This window comes from Actinacidiphila sp. bgisy167 (assembly GCF_965342175.1).
Lineage (GTDB): Bacteria > Actinomycetota > Actinomycetes > Streptomycetales > Streptomycetaceae > Actinacidiphila.
This window is the reverse complement of the sequence record NZ_CBDRBL010000015.1, coordinates 1-14,459: the sequence shown is the minus strand read 5'-3', so window position 1 is coordinate 14,459 and position 14,459 is coordinate 1. Positions and strand designations below refer to the sequence as shown.

The following is a 14,459-nucleotide window of genomic DNA, read 5'->3' as shown; positions in this document are numbered from 1 at the left end:
CCTCGCGACGTGTGGAGGAGGTCCGGTGGCGGGCGAGTCCCCCGGCAGGGCGGAGCAGCAGGAGTCGTCGGGGGAGGCGACCGGAGGCGGGGCGGTGGATCCGCGGCTGACGGTCTTCCACGGGGTCGTGGGAGCGCCGCGCGGCGCGGCCGAACCGGTCTCCGGCGAGCCGGAGTCCGTGCCGGAGCCGCCGGAAGGAACGGACGCACCGACGCCGGAGCCGAGTGCTTCGGATACGCCGGACGAGGGTGCGGACGCGGACGGCGGGGCGCGGGACGCTACGCCGGACGCGGGAGACGCCACGGGTGCCGGCGGCGCACGCGGTGGCGCGGAATCCCGCACGGACGACGTGGTCGCGGAGGAGGCCGGCGCGCCCCTGGAGGGACGCGAGGCCGCTGCCGGTACCGCGGAAGGCGCGGAACCGAAGGCGGAGCCGGAGCCGGAGCAGAAGCCCGAGGGCGGGAGGTCCGCGAAGGAGGCCGGGCCCGGCGACGCGGACGAGCAGACCCCCGCGGACGGTCCGGAGGCGCCCCAGGAGGACGCCCCCGCCGCCGACGACGCGCGGCCGCAAGCAGAGCAGGACGCCCCCGCGGACACCGCCGGGCAGTCAAGGGACGAGACCCCGCGGGAGGGTTCCGGGCCCGACGGCGCCGAAGGCCCCTCGCAGGGCCCGGGAGGCGTCAAGGGCGGATCCGGGGCGCGCGAGGCGTCCGGGGGCGGCCACGACGCCCCCAGGGCCGGGGAGGGCACGCTCACGCTGCGCGCGCCCGGCGCGGAGGGCGCCGGCACGCCGGTCCGCGACAGCGGCACCCTGACCTTGCGCGCGCCCGTTGCCGCGGCACCCGCGCCCTCCGCGTCCGCGCCCTCCGCGTCCGTGCCCGCTGCCTCCGTGCCCGCTGCCTCCGTGCCGCCCGCCTCGGCGCCCTCCGCCCCCGCGCCCGCCGCGTCGCCTCCCCGGCCCAGCGGAACGTTCGTCCCGCTGCGCACGGACGACCGGCCGCCCGCGATCCCGCAGCCCCAGCAGCCCCCGCAACCGGCGGGGACCGCGCCCCCGCAGGCCACGGAGCCGGGCGGCGGCTCGCGGACGAAGCAGATGCCGCTGCCGCCCGACCCCGACGAGCCGCTGCGGCTGCTGGCGGAGCTGACCAACACCCCGCCGCCGCCCCAGACGCCGCTGCGCACGACCGTGCGCCGGATCAAGATCTGGACCCCGCTGGTCCTGCTGCTGGTCGCGGTGTTCTGCGTGGCGCAGGCGCTGCGCCCGCTGCCCGAGCCGGAGCTGAGGGCGACCGCCGCGAGCTCGTACACCTTCGAGGGCGGCAAGCTCTCGCTGCCCTGGCCCAGCGAGGGCCAGGCCGTCGTCGAGGCCGAGGGCCTGGGCCGCGTCGGCGCGTTCGGCGAGCAGAAGCCGACCCCGATCGCGAGCGTCGCCAAGGTGATGACGACCTACGTCATCCTGCGCGACCACCCGATCAAGAAGGGCGGCAAGGGCGAGACGGTCGAGGTCGACCAGAAGGCCGAGGACCAGTACCACAGCGGGCTCGCGGCCTCGGAGTCCGTCGTCCCCGTCACCGAGGGGCAGGAACTCACCGAGTACGAGGCCCTGGAAGCCGTCATGCTGCCCTCGGCCAACAACATCGCCCGCCTGCTGGCGCGCTGGGACGCGGGTTCCGAGGCCGCGTTCGTGGAGAAGATGAACGCCGCCGCCCGGGAACTCGGGATGGACGACACGACGTACACCGACCCGAGCGGTCTGGAGGCGACCACCGTCAGCACCGCGAGCGACCAGGTCAAGCTGGGGCACGCGGCGATGCAGGACCCGGTCTTCGCGGAGATCGCCGGCAAGATCCAGTACACGGACATCAACGGCGGGGTCCAGAAGAACTACAACCAGCTGGCCGGCTACAACGGCATCGTCGGCATCAAGACGGGCACCAGCACGAAGGCCGGCGGCAACCTGCTCTTCGCCGCCTACCGCACGATCGGCGGCACCCGGCAGCTGATCGTCGGCGCGATGCTCGACCAGCAGAAGGCGCCGATCATCGACACCGTCCTCAGCCGCAGCCGCACCCTGATCGACGGCACAAGGGACGCGCTCGCCTCCGCCACGATCATCAAGAAGGGCGATGTCGTCGGCTACGTCGACGACGGTCTCGGCGGCCGGACCCCGGTGGTGGCCGGGAAGGACGTCACCGCGATCGGCTGGGCCGGTCTGAAGGTCGCCATCTCGGTGGAGGCCCTCAAGGGCGGCGTCCCGCACACGGCGCAGGCCGGCGCCCGGGTCGGCACGCTGGTCGTCGGGAGCGGCGACGGCGCGACCACCGTGCCGGTGCTGCTGGAGACGGCCCTCGTCGAACCCTCCCTCGGCTCGAAGCTGACCCGGGTCTCCTGACCCGGTCGGCCCCGCCCGCGGTTGCGGGTCCATCGGCGGGGCGGGCCGGCCGGACCACGTGCGATGGTCCAGCCGGCCGGCCCGCCTTCGCCTACTCGGCGGGCGGACGGAACGGCCCGGCGCTCATCCGCACCCGCTGCCCGCACCCGCCACCTGCCCTGACGTTCGTTCAGACCGGCGGGGCGCCGGGCCCGAAAACGCGAGCGACCGCCCCCGGCGGTCCGGGGGCGGTCGCGGCGCTCGGCGTGCTCGGCGCCGTCAGCGGGCGAGGGGCCGGAAGCCGCGCAGCCGCAGGGAGTTGCCGACCACGAAGACCGACGAGAAGGCCATGGCGGCGCCCGCGATCATCGGGTTGAGCAGCCCGGCGGCGGCGAGCGGCAGGGCCGCCACGTTGTAGCCGAAGGCCCAGACGAGGTTGCCCTTGATCGTGCCGAGGGTCCGCCGGGACAGCCGGATGGCGTCGGCGGCGACCCGCAGGTCGCCCCGGACCAGCGTCAGGTCGCTCGCCTCGATGGCGGCGTCCGTGCCGGTGCCCAGGGCGAGCCCGAGGTCGGCGCGGGCCAGCGCGGCGGCGTCGTTGACGCCGTCCCCCACCATGGCGACGGACTTCCCCTCCCGTTGGAGCCGGGCCACGACGGCGACCTTGTCCTCCGGCATGACGTCCGCGATCACATCGACGGCGTCGATGCCCACCTCGGCGGCGACGGCCCGGGCCACCGTCTCGTTGTCCCCGGTGAGCAGCACCGGGGTGAGGCCCAGCCCGCGCAGCATGCGCACGGCGTCGGCGCTGGTCGGCTTCACCGCGTCGGCGACGACGAGCACGGCCCGGGCCCGGCCGTCCCAGGCGGCGGTGACGACGGTGCTGCCGCGGGCCTCGGCCTCCGCCTTGGCGCGGGCCAGCCCCGCCGGCAGCGGCTCGGGCAGCTCCTGGCGCCCGACGGTGACCTCGTGGCCGTCCACGGTGCCCTGGACGCCGATGCCGGACAGGGCCCGGAAGCCCGTGACGCCGGGCAGGGCGCCGGTGCGCTCCTCCGCCGCCCGGGCGACGGCGCGGGCGATGGGGTGCTCGGAGGCGTGCTCCAGCGCGCCGGCCAGGCGCAGCACCTCGTCCTCCCGCTCCCCCTCGGCCGGATGGACGGCGGTCAGCGTCATGGCGCCGGTGGTGACCGTGCCGGTCTTGTCCAGCACGATGGTGTCGATGCGCCGGGTGGTCTCGAGGACCTCGGGCCCCTTGATGAGGATGCCCAGCTGTGCGCCCCGTCCGGTGCCGACCAGCAGCGCCGTGGGCGTGGCCAGGCCGAGCGCGCACGGGCAGGCGATGATCAGCACGGCGACGGCCGCGGTGAAGGCGGCGGCCGGGCCCGAGCCGTTGCCGAGCCAGAAGCCGAGGGTCGCCAGGGCGAGCCCGATCACCACGGGGACGAACACCGCGGAGATCCGGTCGGCGAGGCGCTGCGCCGCCGCCTTGCCGTTCTGGGCGTCCTCCACCAGGCGTGCCATCCGTGCCAGTTGCGTGTCGGCGCCGACCCGGGCGGCCTCCACGACCAGTCGGCCGCCGGCGTTCACCGTGGCGCCGGTGACGGCCTCGCCCGGCCCCACCTCGACCGGTACGGACTCGCCGGTGAGCATCGAGGCGTCGACCGCCGAGGTGCCCTCCCGTACGACGCCGTCGGTGGCGATCTTCTCGCCCGGGCGCACCACGAAGAGGTCGCCGACGGCGAGTTCGGCCGTCGGGACGCGTACCTCGCGCCCGTCGCGCAGGACGCCGACGTCCCTGGCGCCCAGCTCCATCAGGGCGCGCAGCGCGGCGCCCGCCCGGCGCTTGGCACGGGCCTCGAAGTAGCGCCCGGCCAGGATGAAGGCGGTGACGCCGGAGGCGACCTCCAGGTACAGGTCGGCGGAGCCGTGGCCGGGGGCGACGGTCAGCTCGAAGGGGTGCGTGAGGCCGGGTGCGCCCGCGTCGCCGAGGAACAGCGCCCACACCGACCAGCCGAAGGCGGCCAGCGTGCCCATGGAGATCAGCGTGTCCATGGTGGTGGCGCCGTGCCGCAGGTTCGTCCACGCCGCCCGGTGGAAGGGCCACGCGGCGTACGCCACGACCGGCGCGGCCAGGGCCAGCGACAGCCACTGCCAGTTGCGGAACTGCAGGGCCGGCACCATGGCCGTCGCGATGACGGGCACGGCGAGCACGACGGCGGTCAGCAGCCGCTGCCGCAGCACGGTGAGCTCGTGCGGTTCGGGCTCCTGCTGGGGCGCGGCGTCGAGCGGCGGGGCGGCGACCGGCGGGGCGGGGAGCGCGGCGGTGTAGCCGGTGGCCTCGACGGTGGCGATCAGGTCGCCGACGCCGATCCCGTCGCCGAACGCCACCTTGGCCTTCTCGGTGGCGTAGTTGACGGTGGCCGTGACGCCGTCCATCCGGTTGAGCTTCTTCTCGATCCGCGCCGCACACGAGGCGCAGGTCATCCCGCCGATCGCGAGTTCGAGCTCGGTGACGGCCGCGGGGGCGGCCTGCTCGGCGATCCGCGGGGTGACCTGCCGCTGATCCGGGAGGGTCATGCCCGGCCGACCAGCTCGTATCCGGCCTCGTCGACGGCCGCGCGGACGGCCGCCTCCTCCAGGGGCGCGTCGGAGTCGATGGTGAGCAGGCCGGTCTTGGCGTCCACGGTGATGCCGGTCACGCCGGGGAGGGCCGAGACCTCCTTGCTGACCGCGGACTCGCAGTGACCGCAGCTCATCCCGGAGACGCTGTAGCTGACAGACATGGGTTCTCCTCCTGCGTTCTGTGTGGTCCGGTGGGCGGCGCGGGCACCGTGTCGTCCACCTCCGCCAAACTATACCCCCTGGGGGTATCAGGGAAGGGGAGGGCGGGAGAACCGGGGGAGGTGTGGCGCGGGGTCCGCGCGCCCCGCGGGCCCAGGCCGCGCGGCAGGCCGCGGCAACTCGGCCCGACCTGCCGGGGCTTCGCCGGCCCCTCCGCGGCGGGCGCGTCGTGCCCGTCGCCGCCGGTTCGGGCGCCGCGCCTCGCGGCACCGCGCTGCCCGAGCCGGACGGCATGCCCGGGTGCGCGTCGCAAGGAGACGTCCAGCGATAGAACGCCTCCGGTCGGTCCGTCCTTCCCGGGGGGTACGGGTGGACGCCCGCACCCGACGCGGATGCGCTCGCCGCCCGCGGCGAGGCCGTCCACACGGAGGTCCGCCGCCGGGCCCTGCCCTGCCCTGCGCCCTGGTCGTCCATGACGTCCCCCGAGGTGCGCGGCGCCGCACACCGGCGACCGCACCGCCGTCTCCCGGGGGACGCGGGCCGAGCCGCGGACCCGGTCAGCCCTTCGGGACGATCCGCAGGGCCCGGTACGCGTACCCGTCCTGGGCGAAGCCCGGCGCCTCCCACTCCAGAGCCACCGACTGGCCGGCGGACAGCGTGCGGAAGCCGTTCATCTCGATGTCGCTGTAGTGGGCGAAGCACCCCCCGGGCGTCTCCGGGCAGTCCAGCACGCCCCAGCCCTCTTCCTCGTACCACTCGCGTACGGTCGCATGAGCCATGCCCGCAGCCTAAGCGCGTCCGCGCCGCCCGGCGCGTCCACGACACCGCAGGGCGTCACGGCCCCGCGCGACGTCCCTGCCGCAGCCCCCGCCGGCCGGCCCGGACCGGGGTGTAACGGTTTCGAGGCCGGTTGCGCCCCCGTGAAGAGCACCGTGCGGCGCCGCACACGGGCCCGAGGAGCGAGGGGCAGATGAAGCAGGACGTGAACGACCCACCGGTGGCCGTGCTCGGGCCCCGCCTCGCCGCGGACGTGGTGGCGACGGCCCGGGAAGGGGCCGGGATCAGGCTCGACTACACCCCGGCGAGCCTCACCCTGGTCGACCGGGTCATCGAGGCCATCCGCCGTGAGGAACCCCCTCTCCAGGCGGTGGCACCCACCCTCCGGGCTTTCGGCGCCTACACGGGCGAGGTGCTGGTCCGGGCCGCGGGGGCCGCCTGGGTGGAATTCGATGAAACGGAGCGCGGTACATTCGGGCAGCCGTTCGGGATCCGCACACCGGACGGGCGGGTCTGGAACCCGCTCGGACGGGTGGTGAAGCGGTACGAGAACGGCGCGGCGGACAGTCTGCGTCTCTTCTGCCTCTCCGTGCTGGGCCGGAGCCAGGGGTGAGTTCCGCCCTGCCGCGGGGCCGGACTCCCGCGGCGCGACACGGCGGCACGCACGGGGCGACGAGCACGAAGAGGACGCAGTGGGCAAGGCGGAGGTCCGTCGGCACGGCCGGGCGGACGAGGGCGAACTGGGGGACGCGGTCCGGCAGGCCCGCGGCGGTGACGAGGCCGCGTTCGCCGTCGTCTACCGCGAGGTCCATCCGATGCTCCTGGGATACCTGCGCGGCCTGGTCGGCGACGACGCCGAGGACGTGGCCTCCGAGACCTGGCACGACATCGTCCGGGGCATTCCGCGCTTCCGCGGCGACGGCCAGGCCTTCCGCGGCTGGGCCGCGGCCATCGCCCGGCACCGGGCCCTGGACCACGTCAGGAGGATCAAGGCGCGGCCGCGCACCACGCCCCTCGAGGACGGCGCCACCGAGCCGATGACCGCCGAGGACGCCGGCGGTTCGGCCCTGGAGAACCTGTCGACGCGCAGGGCGCTCGATCTGATCGCCGGGCTGCCGCAGGACCAGGCCGAGGCGGTCCTGCTGCGGGTGGTCGTCGGACTCACCGCGCCGACCGCGGCCAAGGTCCTGGGCAAGCGGCCGGGCGCGGTGCGCACCGCCGCCCACCGGGGCCTCAAACGGCTGGCGGAGCGCCTTGACGGTGACGGGGGGAGCCGAGGATGAAGGACAGCGGAGCACACCAGGACTGGCTGACCGCGGCCCTCGCGGAGCGGCTGCTCGACGGCGCTGCCGCCGAGGACGCCGACGGCGGGGCGTCCCGTCTGGCCGCTCTCCTGGCGGCCGCATCGGTGCCGTCGCCGGGGGACCCGGAACGGGAGCAGGAGGCGCTGGCCGCCTACCGACAGGCGCGGGACGCCCGTGCCTCGCGGCGGGTCCTCGGCCGACGCGCCCGGGCGGCGGTCGGCGAGCTGGCGGCGGTCTTGGCGCTGGGCGGCGTGGCCGTCGCCGCGCAGTCCGGCACGCTGCGGAACCCCTTCCACTCGGCCACGACCGGACCCCGTCCGGCGACCTCCGGCTCGGCAGGGCCGGCCGCGCCGGTCGCCCCCGCCGGCACCGCCTCCGCCGGCACCGCCTCCGCCGCCGCCACGCCCTCCGCACCGGTGCCTACGCCGCCCAAGAGACCCACGGCGCGAGGGTCCTCCCCGGGCGCGCCGCCGGCCGTGCCGCACACACGCGCCACGCCCCCCGGCCTCGCCGGGGCGGAACCGCAGGGGCTCTGCCGCGCGTACGCCAGGGCCGCCGGGCGCGGCGAGGCCATGGACGCCGCCGGACGGGCCGCGCTGGAGCAGGCGGCGGGCGGGGAAGAGGCCGTGGGCCCCTACTGCGAAGGCGTTCCGGGCGCCGGCGTCGCTGCGCGGCCACCGGCTTCCGGGACGCCTTCGGAGGGACGCCGCAGCCGTTGAGGAGCGGATGCCCGGACGGGACGGAATGCGACCCACCGGGCGCGGGCGTACGCCGTCAGGTCCACACCGTGGGCGTGTGTGATGTGACACCGTGCGAGACGACGAGGGTTCCCGGCACGGCGGGCGTCGCCGCGCCGTCCACCGTCCGCGAGACGGCCTTCAGCCCCAGACCGAACGGAAACCGTTGACCAGGTTGACGACCGTCCCCACCGCCAGGAACCAGCCGAAGCCGAGGTAGACCCGCCCCACCGTCCGGTTGCCCTTCGCCCGTGCCGGCGCCGGAAGGGGCGCCGTCGCGGACTCCACCCGCACCGGCTCGTCGGGGGCGAGCAGGCCCCGGGCCGCGCGGCGCCACACACGGCCCGCCCGTATGAGCACGACCGCCACCAGGCAGCAGAGCGCCGCTGTCTGGAAGTAGGCGGCAGGGGGAGCCAATTGCGTCGAGGCGAAGCTCTGCATGGATGCGTGACCTTCCAGGATTCCGGACGCACCGGAGGGCACACCGGCCTGCCCGTGCCGGAGCGGGCGAGGCGGTCGAGGACGGCCCGGCCGGCGAACGCGGCGCGGTGCCGTACGCGTCATCTTGTGATGATCTGGAACGCAGGTCAACACCCAGAGCCCGCACGGCAACCGGTGGGCCGCGCGCCGAGGCGGTATGTGCGCGATCGCCCCATTCACCGGGCCGGGTCCCACGATCCGAAGGCCGGCGCACCCACGACGGGGGGCCGCTCCGATCGCCGCCTTCGCGTCAACCCGCCCCTCTCAACCCGCCCCTCGGTCAGAGGCCTTGGCGATGACGCCCTCGACCTCGTTCCGCCCGAACGCCCGCATGGTGGTGCTGCGGACGTTGCCGACCGCGCCGAGCCGCAGCAGCGCCGCGGCGGCGGTCTCGTCGTCGGGCGCCTCGACGACCGCGACGAGGTCGTAGGGCCCTACCGTCCAGTAGATCTCGGCCAGTCTCCCCCCTGCGTCCCGCAGCGCGGCGCCGAACGCGTCGGCCCGCTCGGCCGTGTCGGCGTACGCGCGGATCCCCTGGTCGGTCCAGTTCAGCAGCGTGATGTAGCGCGGCACGGTCTCTCACCTCGACACGGAGAACGGAGAACAGCGCTCCCTCTCAGCGTATGTGCGCCCCAGGCGGGCCGCATCCGGCGCGTGGCCGGCCGTCGGTCCCGGAGCCTCATGCCCCAACGCCCTTGCGAAGCCATCGCCTTGGCGCCCGGCACCGTGGCCGCCGGGCGCCCGGCCGCCTGCCCCTCGCGCCTCTTTCGCGCCGACGACGGCCTCGTCGGTCCGCGAGCGCCGCCCGCCTACGGCCGCACTCGCCGGACCGGGCGGAGGACAGCGATGTGGTGCCGCCTTCACTCGACGTCCTTGAGGACGTGCTCGATCTTCGCGACCCGCGCCTCTATCCCGGACAGACTGCTCTGCAGGGCCTCCTGGTTCGCGACGGCCCGCTCGGCGATCGCCCGGTACTCGACGTCCCGGGCCAGTTCGGCCTTCGACCGCAGGTGCGTGCCGATCAGCCGGATCACCGCCACCAGCACGAAACCGATGACGGGGATGGCGACGATCTCCTCGATGATCCAGCTGGGCATGTCCTCAGGGCTCCTTCTCGGTGGCCTCGCCGCGTTCCGAACCCTCCGGAAGCGACTCGGCCGCAGTCGTCAGCGTTTGCGGTGTCAGATGCAACTCGAACGGCGTCACTGCGTAGAACTTCATCGCCTTGCCGTCGTCGGACACCTCGATCCAGGACGCGACCAAGCCCACCGCCTCCAGCCGCTTGAGGTGCACTTGCAGCAGAGCCCTGCTGATCCCCAGGTCGCGGGCCAGCTGGCTCACATAGGTGGGACCGGCCGACAGGGCAGCGAGAACGCGCATCCGGTGGGGACTCGCGAGCGTCGCCAGCACTCTGACCAGACCCTCGCCCGTCAGATCCTTAGTCTGCATAAGACCTCCTGCACCTGCAAAGAATTATTGGCATGTGCAGAAGGCGTGTCAACCATCACGGCGGCGCCGCCCGGGGGAGCGCGCGGCTGCCCGCGGACCCCCTCAGTCCCGGGCCGGACGGCCATACGCACCCAATGGCGCACATCTAGGATTGCGAGCGTGACGGAACGAATCGATGACATCGAGAAGGCGGCCGGGACGCTGCGCGCCGGAGGGCTGGTGGCCTTTCCGACCGAGACCGTCTACGGCCTGGGAGCCAATGCCGAGGACGCCGCCGCCGTCTCGCGCATCTTCCAGGTCAAGGGGCGCCCGCCCTCCCACCCGCTGATCGTCCACATCGGTGGCGCGGCCCAGCTGGACGACTGGGTCGAGGACGTGCCGGAGACCGCGCGCCTGCTGGCCGAACGCTTCTGGCCGGGGCCTCTCACCCTGGTGCTGCGCCGCAGCCGCCGGGTGCCCTACGAGGCCACCGGCGGCCTGGAGACGGTGGCCGTCCGCGTGCCCGACCACCCGGTCGCCCTCGCGCTGCTGGCGGCCTTCGGCGGCGGTGTCACGGCTCCGTCCGCCAACCGCTTCGGCAACGTCAGCCCCACCGCGGCGGACCACGTCCGCGCGGAGCTCGGCGACGCCGTCGACTTCGTGCTGGACGGCGGCCTCTGCGCGGTCGGCGTCGAGTCGACCATCGTCGACGTCACGGGCGAGGCCCCGAGCATCCTGCGGCCCGGCGGGGTGACGCGTGAGGACCTCGAAGCCGCGCTGGGGCGTCCACTCGCCGTCCCCTCGACGAGCGGCGTTCGCGTGCCGGGGCAGCATCCCTCGCACTACGCGCCGCGTGCCCGGGTCGTCCTCGTGGAGCCCGAGAGGGTGGTCGCCGAAGCGGAGGTCGCACAGCGGCAGGGCCGCCGGGTGGGAGTCTTCCTCCCGCCCTCACTCGCCGGCGCGCCGGTCGAGGCGCACGCCGCGGTGGCGGTCCCCGGTTCGATGGACGCCTACGCGCGCGGGCTGTACGGCTTCCTCCGCGAGCTCGACCAGCGCGGGTGCGAGCTCATCATCGCGTCCCTGCCGAGGGAGGAGGGGCTCGGCCTGGCGATCGCCAACCGGCTCCGCCGCGCCGCGGGTCCCCGGCCCGAGCGTCTGTGAGGGCCGCCGCATGCGGGGCCGGGGCGAGACGACCGCTCCTGCCCCGCCGGGGCGGTCAGGACGCAGCGGGAACGAGCACGTCGAGGCCGCGGGCCGCCACGAGCCGCGCATTTCCGTCGGCCAGCCCGTAGCAGAGGCCGACGACGGCGGCCTGACCGGCGGCGACCTTCTCAGCGAGCGTTCGGGAACGGTCGAGCAGCAGGTCGACGGTGTGCCGGACGTGCTCGGCGAGGATCTCCTCCGGCTCGACCCGTCCGGCGGCCCGCGCCGCCAGGACGCTGGAGGTCACCCGCTCGACGACGTCCCGGACATATCCGGCCGGCGCCATGCCGGCCTCCAGCGCGGCGCACGCCGCGCCGACCGCGCCGCAGGAGTCGTGACCGAGAACGACGACCAGGGGGCAGCCCAGGACGTCCACGCCGTACTCGACGCTGCCCAGCACCTCCGCGCCCACGACGTGGCCCGCGGTGCGCACCACGAACAGGTCGCCCAGGCCGCGGTCGAAGATGATCTCGGCGGCCAGCCGGGAGTCCGAGCAGCCGAACAGCACGGCGAAGGGCTGCTGGCCCGGGGCGATCTCGGCGCGGCGAGCGGCGTCCTGGTTCGGGTGTTCGGGGGTGCCCTTGACGAAGCGCTGGTTGCCGGCCACGAGCAGATCGAAGGCGTCGCGCGGCGTCGTGATCTGGATGTCGGTCATTTCGGCAGCCTACAGCCCCTTCCAGCGGCAGTCCCCTCCTGCCCACCGGAGTCCTCCGAGTGGGTCACACCGACCGTTCCGCCTGGTCACACGACCGTGCCGTCCCATTCCGGGCCGACGCGCGGGCGAAGCGCGGGCCGAGAAGCGAAGCCCCGGATCACGGCAGCGGTCCGGGGCGGTCCGTCATCCCCGCGACCGGCCCATGACCCGGGCGCTGCACGCACGGGCATTCCGAAGGCCGTGGACTCTCACGTCGCGCGGGTGCGCCCCGCAGCGGCCGGCCGCGGGGCGCATAGTAGGGGCTGGTCGTGGCTAGTCGACCATCTGTCCGTCGTACTGTCCGCCCTTGCAGATGTTGTGTCCCCAATCGACCGTTCCGCCGCCCTGCTCGCACTCACCTGGGGTGCGGCTTTCGGCGTTGGCGGTGGCAGCGCCCGTGAGGCCGAGTCCGGCGAGGGCTGCCGTGGCGATGATGGCGGTGAGGATTCGTCGAATGCGCATGTGGTCCGCCTTTCACGCATTGCCTCGGTTGGGTCACTACTCAGCTTGATGTTCATCCGTGTGGGCGACATGTCATGGTGGGCCGTTCGGGTGATATTGCTGTCGGTGCGTGGTCGGTGACGCGACCCGTCCGGCAGGCCCCCGGTGGGCGGTGCTGCGTGCGGCCGCCTCGGCGTCCCGTTCTCGGGAGATCGCCGGTCCGCGGCCCGTGTCGACCTGCCTGCGGGCGATCGCCCGCACCTGCCGTTCCTGCTCGGCTGCCGCCGGCTCGGCCTGCCTCTTCCCGATGCCCGTCTCGCAACGGTGAGCGACCGGCTCGCGCTGTAGCGGCGGTCCCGCAAGCGACGGCATCGCCGCCTCACCCGGGCTGCGGTCATCCCCGAGCCACGGGCCGGGCCACTACCTTCCCCGGCTGCGAGGACACCGACGGCCCCTTCGGTGAGGAGGAGGAATCGGCGAGACGGCCGTTCGGGTCGGTGGGCGAGCATCACGGGCAGTCGCTAACGTGACGGGAGACCGAGAAGGGGCTGTGCCCACGGTGGCTTGTCCCCGCCGTTCTGAACCGGAGCAGCGGCGCCGCGCCCTCTCACGCGGTGCCTCCCTGTGGGCGAGGTGGCGCCCCGGACCGGGATCTCATGGCGAAAGGCCCAGTCCGAGGGCATCAAACCCCTGAACCGGCCCTTTCGCTGTATGCCCTAGGCGGATTCGAACCTGCCCGCTTCAATTTTTGTTCGTGGCTGTGCGCGCTGCCGCGCTGCCGTGGCAGGGCCTCGAGTCAGGCCCCCCGGCACCACCGAGGTCCGAGTACGTACAGCTCCGTTGCCGTCATCTTCGGCCGCCAGGAGCCGCCGAACAGGCTCTTGGGCCTGGCCGGTCGGCCGCAGTGACCGTGGTCGACCCCCATGGGGTCCGTCGGGGCACCGTCGGTGTGCACTTGCTCTTGACGGCCATGTACTTTGCGTTCCAAAGTTGATCGGTAGCGGATGGCAGCTGACAATCCGATGTCCAGCGCTGCCGAAACGCGACCACCGGGGGACATCATGGGAACGCCACCCGCACCGAGCAGCGCGGATTCCGAGACGAGGGCGCGCGCGGCCGGCCTGTTGGCCGCGACGGAAGGCCTGCGGGCCAGGGCCCGCACACAGCTGAACGGCTCGTGGGTCCCGCTCCTCGGCTTCGTCTCCTGTCGCTGGCGGTCGCTCCGGTCGCCCGGTACGCCTTCAACTTCGGGGCCCATGGGCGCTACATCGGGTCTTATCCGGCCTTCGCCTACGCCGAGGTGACCGGCCTGTGCGTCGTGCATGAGCCGGGAACTCCCTGCTTGAAAGGCGAGTTCGACGGCGCTGTCCTGCGCTTCGCGGCCTGGGGCGTCTGGTTCGCGCTCCTCCCCCTGGCATGGCTGGTCTTCGCCCGCTGGTATCGCCTGCGTGGCGAGACCCGCGGCATCGTCCCGCGCCGCGCTGTGTGGACTCGCGCAACCGTCACAGCCACCGCGGCGATCACGACGGCCCTGGTCATGCTGCTGTTCGGCAGGAACCAACCGTGGGAGGCTGCACTGCTGGAGAACAGCTACGCCTCCCCGTGGTACCTGGTCGGCATCGGACTCCTCACCCTCGGCATGGCCGAACGCAGCTGGATCGCCGCAGCGGCCGGCACTGCTCACGCCGTGGTCCTCACGGGGTACTTGGGAGCCTCTTGGGGCAGCGGGTGGCTCCCCTGGGAGCACCCCACCCACCCCGGCTGGACCGACGGCCCGCAGGCCAAGGCTCTCCTGCTTGCGGCCGTCCTGCTCCTCGCTGGTCTGGCGGAGCGGGTGGCGGTCCGCCGCCGGGCCTCCCCGGGTGCTGCCGGTACCGTCGCCTCATGAGCGTCGAGGACTCGTCTGTCGCGCGTGACAACCACGAAGGACTGCATCCGACCCACGCGCTGGACGACACCGTCCACCAGCGCGTGCGGCTCGGCATCCTCACCGTCGCTCGCGAAGCCGACCGGGTTGAGTTCGTCTTCCTGAAGAAGCACCTGGCCGTTACCGATGGAAACCTCTCCCGGCATCTGAAGGTGCTGGAGGACTCAGGCCTGATCACCTTGGAGAAGGGCTACGCAGGCAAGCGCCCCCGTACGTGGATCGCCCTCACCCGCGAAGGCGCGCAGGCACTGGACGCCGAACTCCGGGCTCTGCGTGCACTCGTCCACCGCCTGGAGGCCTCCGGCCCCGTGATCGG

16 protein-coding genes are annotated in these 14,459 nt (G+C 74.1%); 7 read left to right on the top strand and 9 right to left on the bottom strand.

Annotated elements, in window-relative coordinates; translation table 11 throughout:
• Positions 1-25 precede the first annotated feature (25 nt).
• Positions 26-2,392 (top strand): D-alanyl-D-alanine carboxypeptidase, encoded by a 2,367-nt coding sequence (locus tag ACRWND_RS08480; protein ID WP_431947615.1) that lies wholly within the window; start codon positions 26-28, stop codon positions 2,390-2,392.
• 258 nt (positions 2,393-2,650) lie between these two features.
• Here ACRWND_RS08480 and ACRWND_RS08475 read toward each other — a convergent pair whose 3' ends face one another.
• From ACRWND_RS08475 to ACRWND_RS08465, 3 genes are all read right to left on the bottom strand, one after another.
• Complete coding sequence (locus ACRWND_RS08475) at positions 2,651-4,948, bottom strand: heavy metal translocating P-type ATPase (protein ID WP_431947613.1); 2,298 nt, start codon at positions 4,946-4,948, stop codon at positions 2,651-2,653.
• Positions 4,945-5,154 carry a heavy-metal-associated domain-containing protein gene (locus tag ACRWND_RS08470; RefSeq protein ID WP_431947611.1) on the bottom strand — a complete coding sequence of 70 codons (210 nt, stop codon included), beginning with the start codon at positions 5,152-5,154 and terminating at the stop codon, positions 4,945-4,947. Before ACRWND_RS08470 ends, ACRWND_RS08475 begins: the two co-directional genes overlap by 4 nt.
• Before the next feature lie 555 nt (positions 5,155-5,709).
• Complete coding sequence (locus ACRWND_RS08465; protein WP_431947609.1) at positions 5,710-5,931, bottom strand: cold shock domain-containing protein; 222 nt, start codon at positions 5,929-5,931, stop codon at positions 5,710-5,712.
• A gap of 191 nt (positions 5,932-6,122) precedes the next feature.
• Between ACRWND_RS08465 and ACRWND_RS08460 the strand changes: the two genes are divergently transcribed.
• The 3 genes from ACRWND_RS08460 to ACRWND_RS08450 all read left to right on the top strand — a co-directional run bounded on the left by ACRWND_RS08460 (position 6,123) and on the right by ACRWND_RS08450 (position 7,952).
• The gene (locus ACRWND_RS08460) at positions 6,123-6,542 is read left to right on the top strand and encodes a hypothetical protein (protein ID WP_431947607.1); all 420 of its coding nucleotides are present in this window, start codon (positions 6,123-6,125) and stop codon (positions 6,540-6,542) included.
• Between the two features lie 79 nt (positions 6,543-6,621).
• Complete coding sequence (locus ACRWND_RS08455; RefSeq protein ID WP_431947605.1) at positions 6,622-7,212, top strand: RNA polymerase sigma factor; 591 nt, start codon at positions 6,622-6,624, stop codon at positions 7,210-7,212.
• On the top strand, positions 7,209-7,952 hold the full coding sequence (locus tag ACRWND_RS08450; RefSeq protein ID WP_431947603.1) for a hypothetical protein: 744 nt from the start codon (positions 7,209-7,211) through the stop codon (positions 7,950-7,952). The genes ACRWND_RS08455 and ACRWND_RS08450 overlap by 4 nt, the downstream gene beginning before the upstream one ends.
• A gap of 159 nt (positions 7,953-8,111) precedes the next feature.
• Here the strand turns inward: ACRWND_RS08450 and ACRWND_RS08445 are convergent, their stop codons facing one another.
• From ACRWND_RS08445 to ACRWND_RS08430, 4 genes are all read right to left on the bottom strand, one after another.
• Complete coding sequence (locus ACRWND_RS08445; protein WP_431947601.1) at positions 8,112-8,411, bottom strand: hypothetical protein; 300 nt, start codon at positions 8,409-8,411, stop codon at positions 8,112-8,114.
• A 303-nt stretch (positions 8,412-8,714) separates the two neighbouring features.
• Entirely contained in the window at positions 8,715-9,023 is a 309-nt protein-coding gene (locus ACRWND_RS08440) for a GYD domain-containing protein (protein ID WP_431947599.1), read from the bottom strand.
• Positions 9,024-9,310: 287 nt separating this feature from the next.
• A complete protein-coding gene (locus ACRWND_RS08435) occupies positions 9,311-9,547 on the bottom strand; it encodes a hypothetical protein (RefSeq protein ID WP_431947597.1) in 237 nt (78 codons plus the stop codon).
• A gap of 4 nt (positions 9,548-9,551) precedes the next feature.
• Positions 9,552-9,899, bottom strand: coding sequence for an ArsR/SmtB family transcription factor (locus ACRWND_RS08430; RefSeq protein WP_431947595.1), 348 nt, complete (start codon positions 9,897-9,899; stop codon positions 9,552-9,554).
• A gap of 159 nt (positions 9,900-10,058) precedes the next feature.
• Here ACRWND_RS08430 and ACRWND_RS08425 point away from each other — a divergent pair, with 159 nt between their 5' ends.
• Entirely contained in the window at positions 10,059-11,039 is a 981-nt protein-coding gene (locus ACRWND_RS08425) for an L-threonylcarbamoyladenylate synthase (protein ID WP_431947593.1), read from the top strand.
• Positions 11,040-11,094: 55 nt separating this feature from the next.
• On the opposite strand, the gene ACRWND_RS08420 is transcribed toward ACRWND_RS08425, so the two are convergent.
• Both ACRWND_RS08420 and ACRWND_RS08415 read right to left on the bottom strand, forming a co-directional pair.
• Positions 11,095-11,736 (bottom strand): carbonic anhydrase, encoded by a 642-nt coding sequence (locus ACRWND_RS08420; protein WP_431947591.1) that lies wholly within the window; start codon positions 11,734-11,736, stop codon positions 11,095-11,097.
• Positions 11,737-12,048: 312 nt separating this feature from the next.
• Complete coding sequence (locus ACRWND_RS08415; protein WP_431947589.1) at positions 12,049-12,237, bottom strand: hypothetical protein; 189 nt, start codon at positions 12,235-12,237, stop codon at positions 12,049-12,051.
• A 1,156-nt stretch (positions 12,238-13,393) separates the two neighbouring features.
• On the opposite strand from ACRWND_RS08415, the gene ACRWND_RS08410 reads away from it, so the two are divergent.
• Together ACRWND_RS08410 and ACRWND_RS08405 are read left to right on the top strand one after the other, a co-directional pair.
• Complete coding sequence (locus tag ACRWND_RS08410) at positions 13,394-14,104, top strand: hypothetical protein (RefSeq protein ID WP_431947588.1); 711 nt, start codon at positions 13,394-13,396, stop codon at positions 14,102-14,104.
• Positions 14,101-14,459: transcriptional regulator (locus ACRWND_RS08405; protein ID WP_431947586.1), on the top strand; the 359-nt coding region annotated here is incomplete at its 3' end. The genes ACRWND_RS08410 and ACRWND_RS08405, both read left to right, overlap by 4 nt.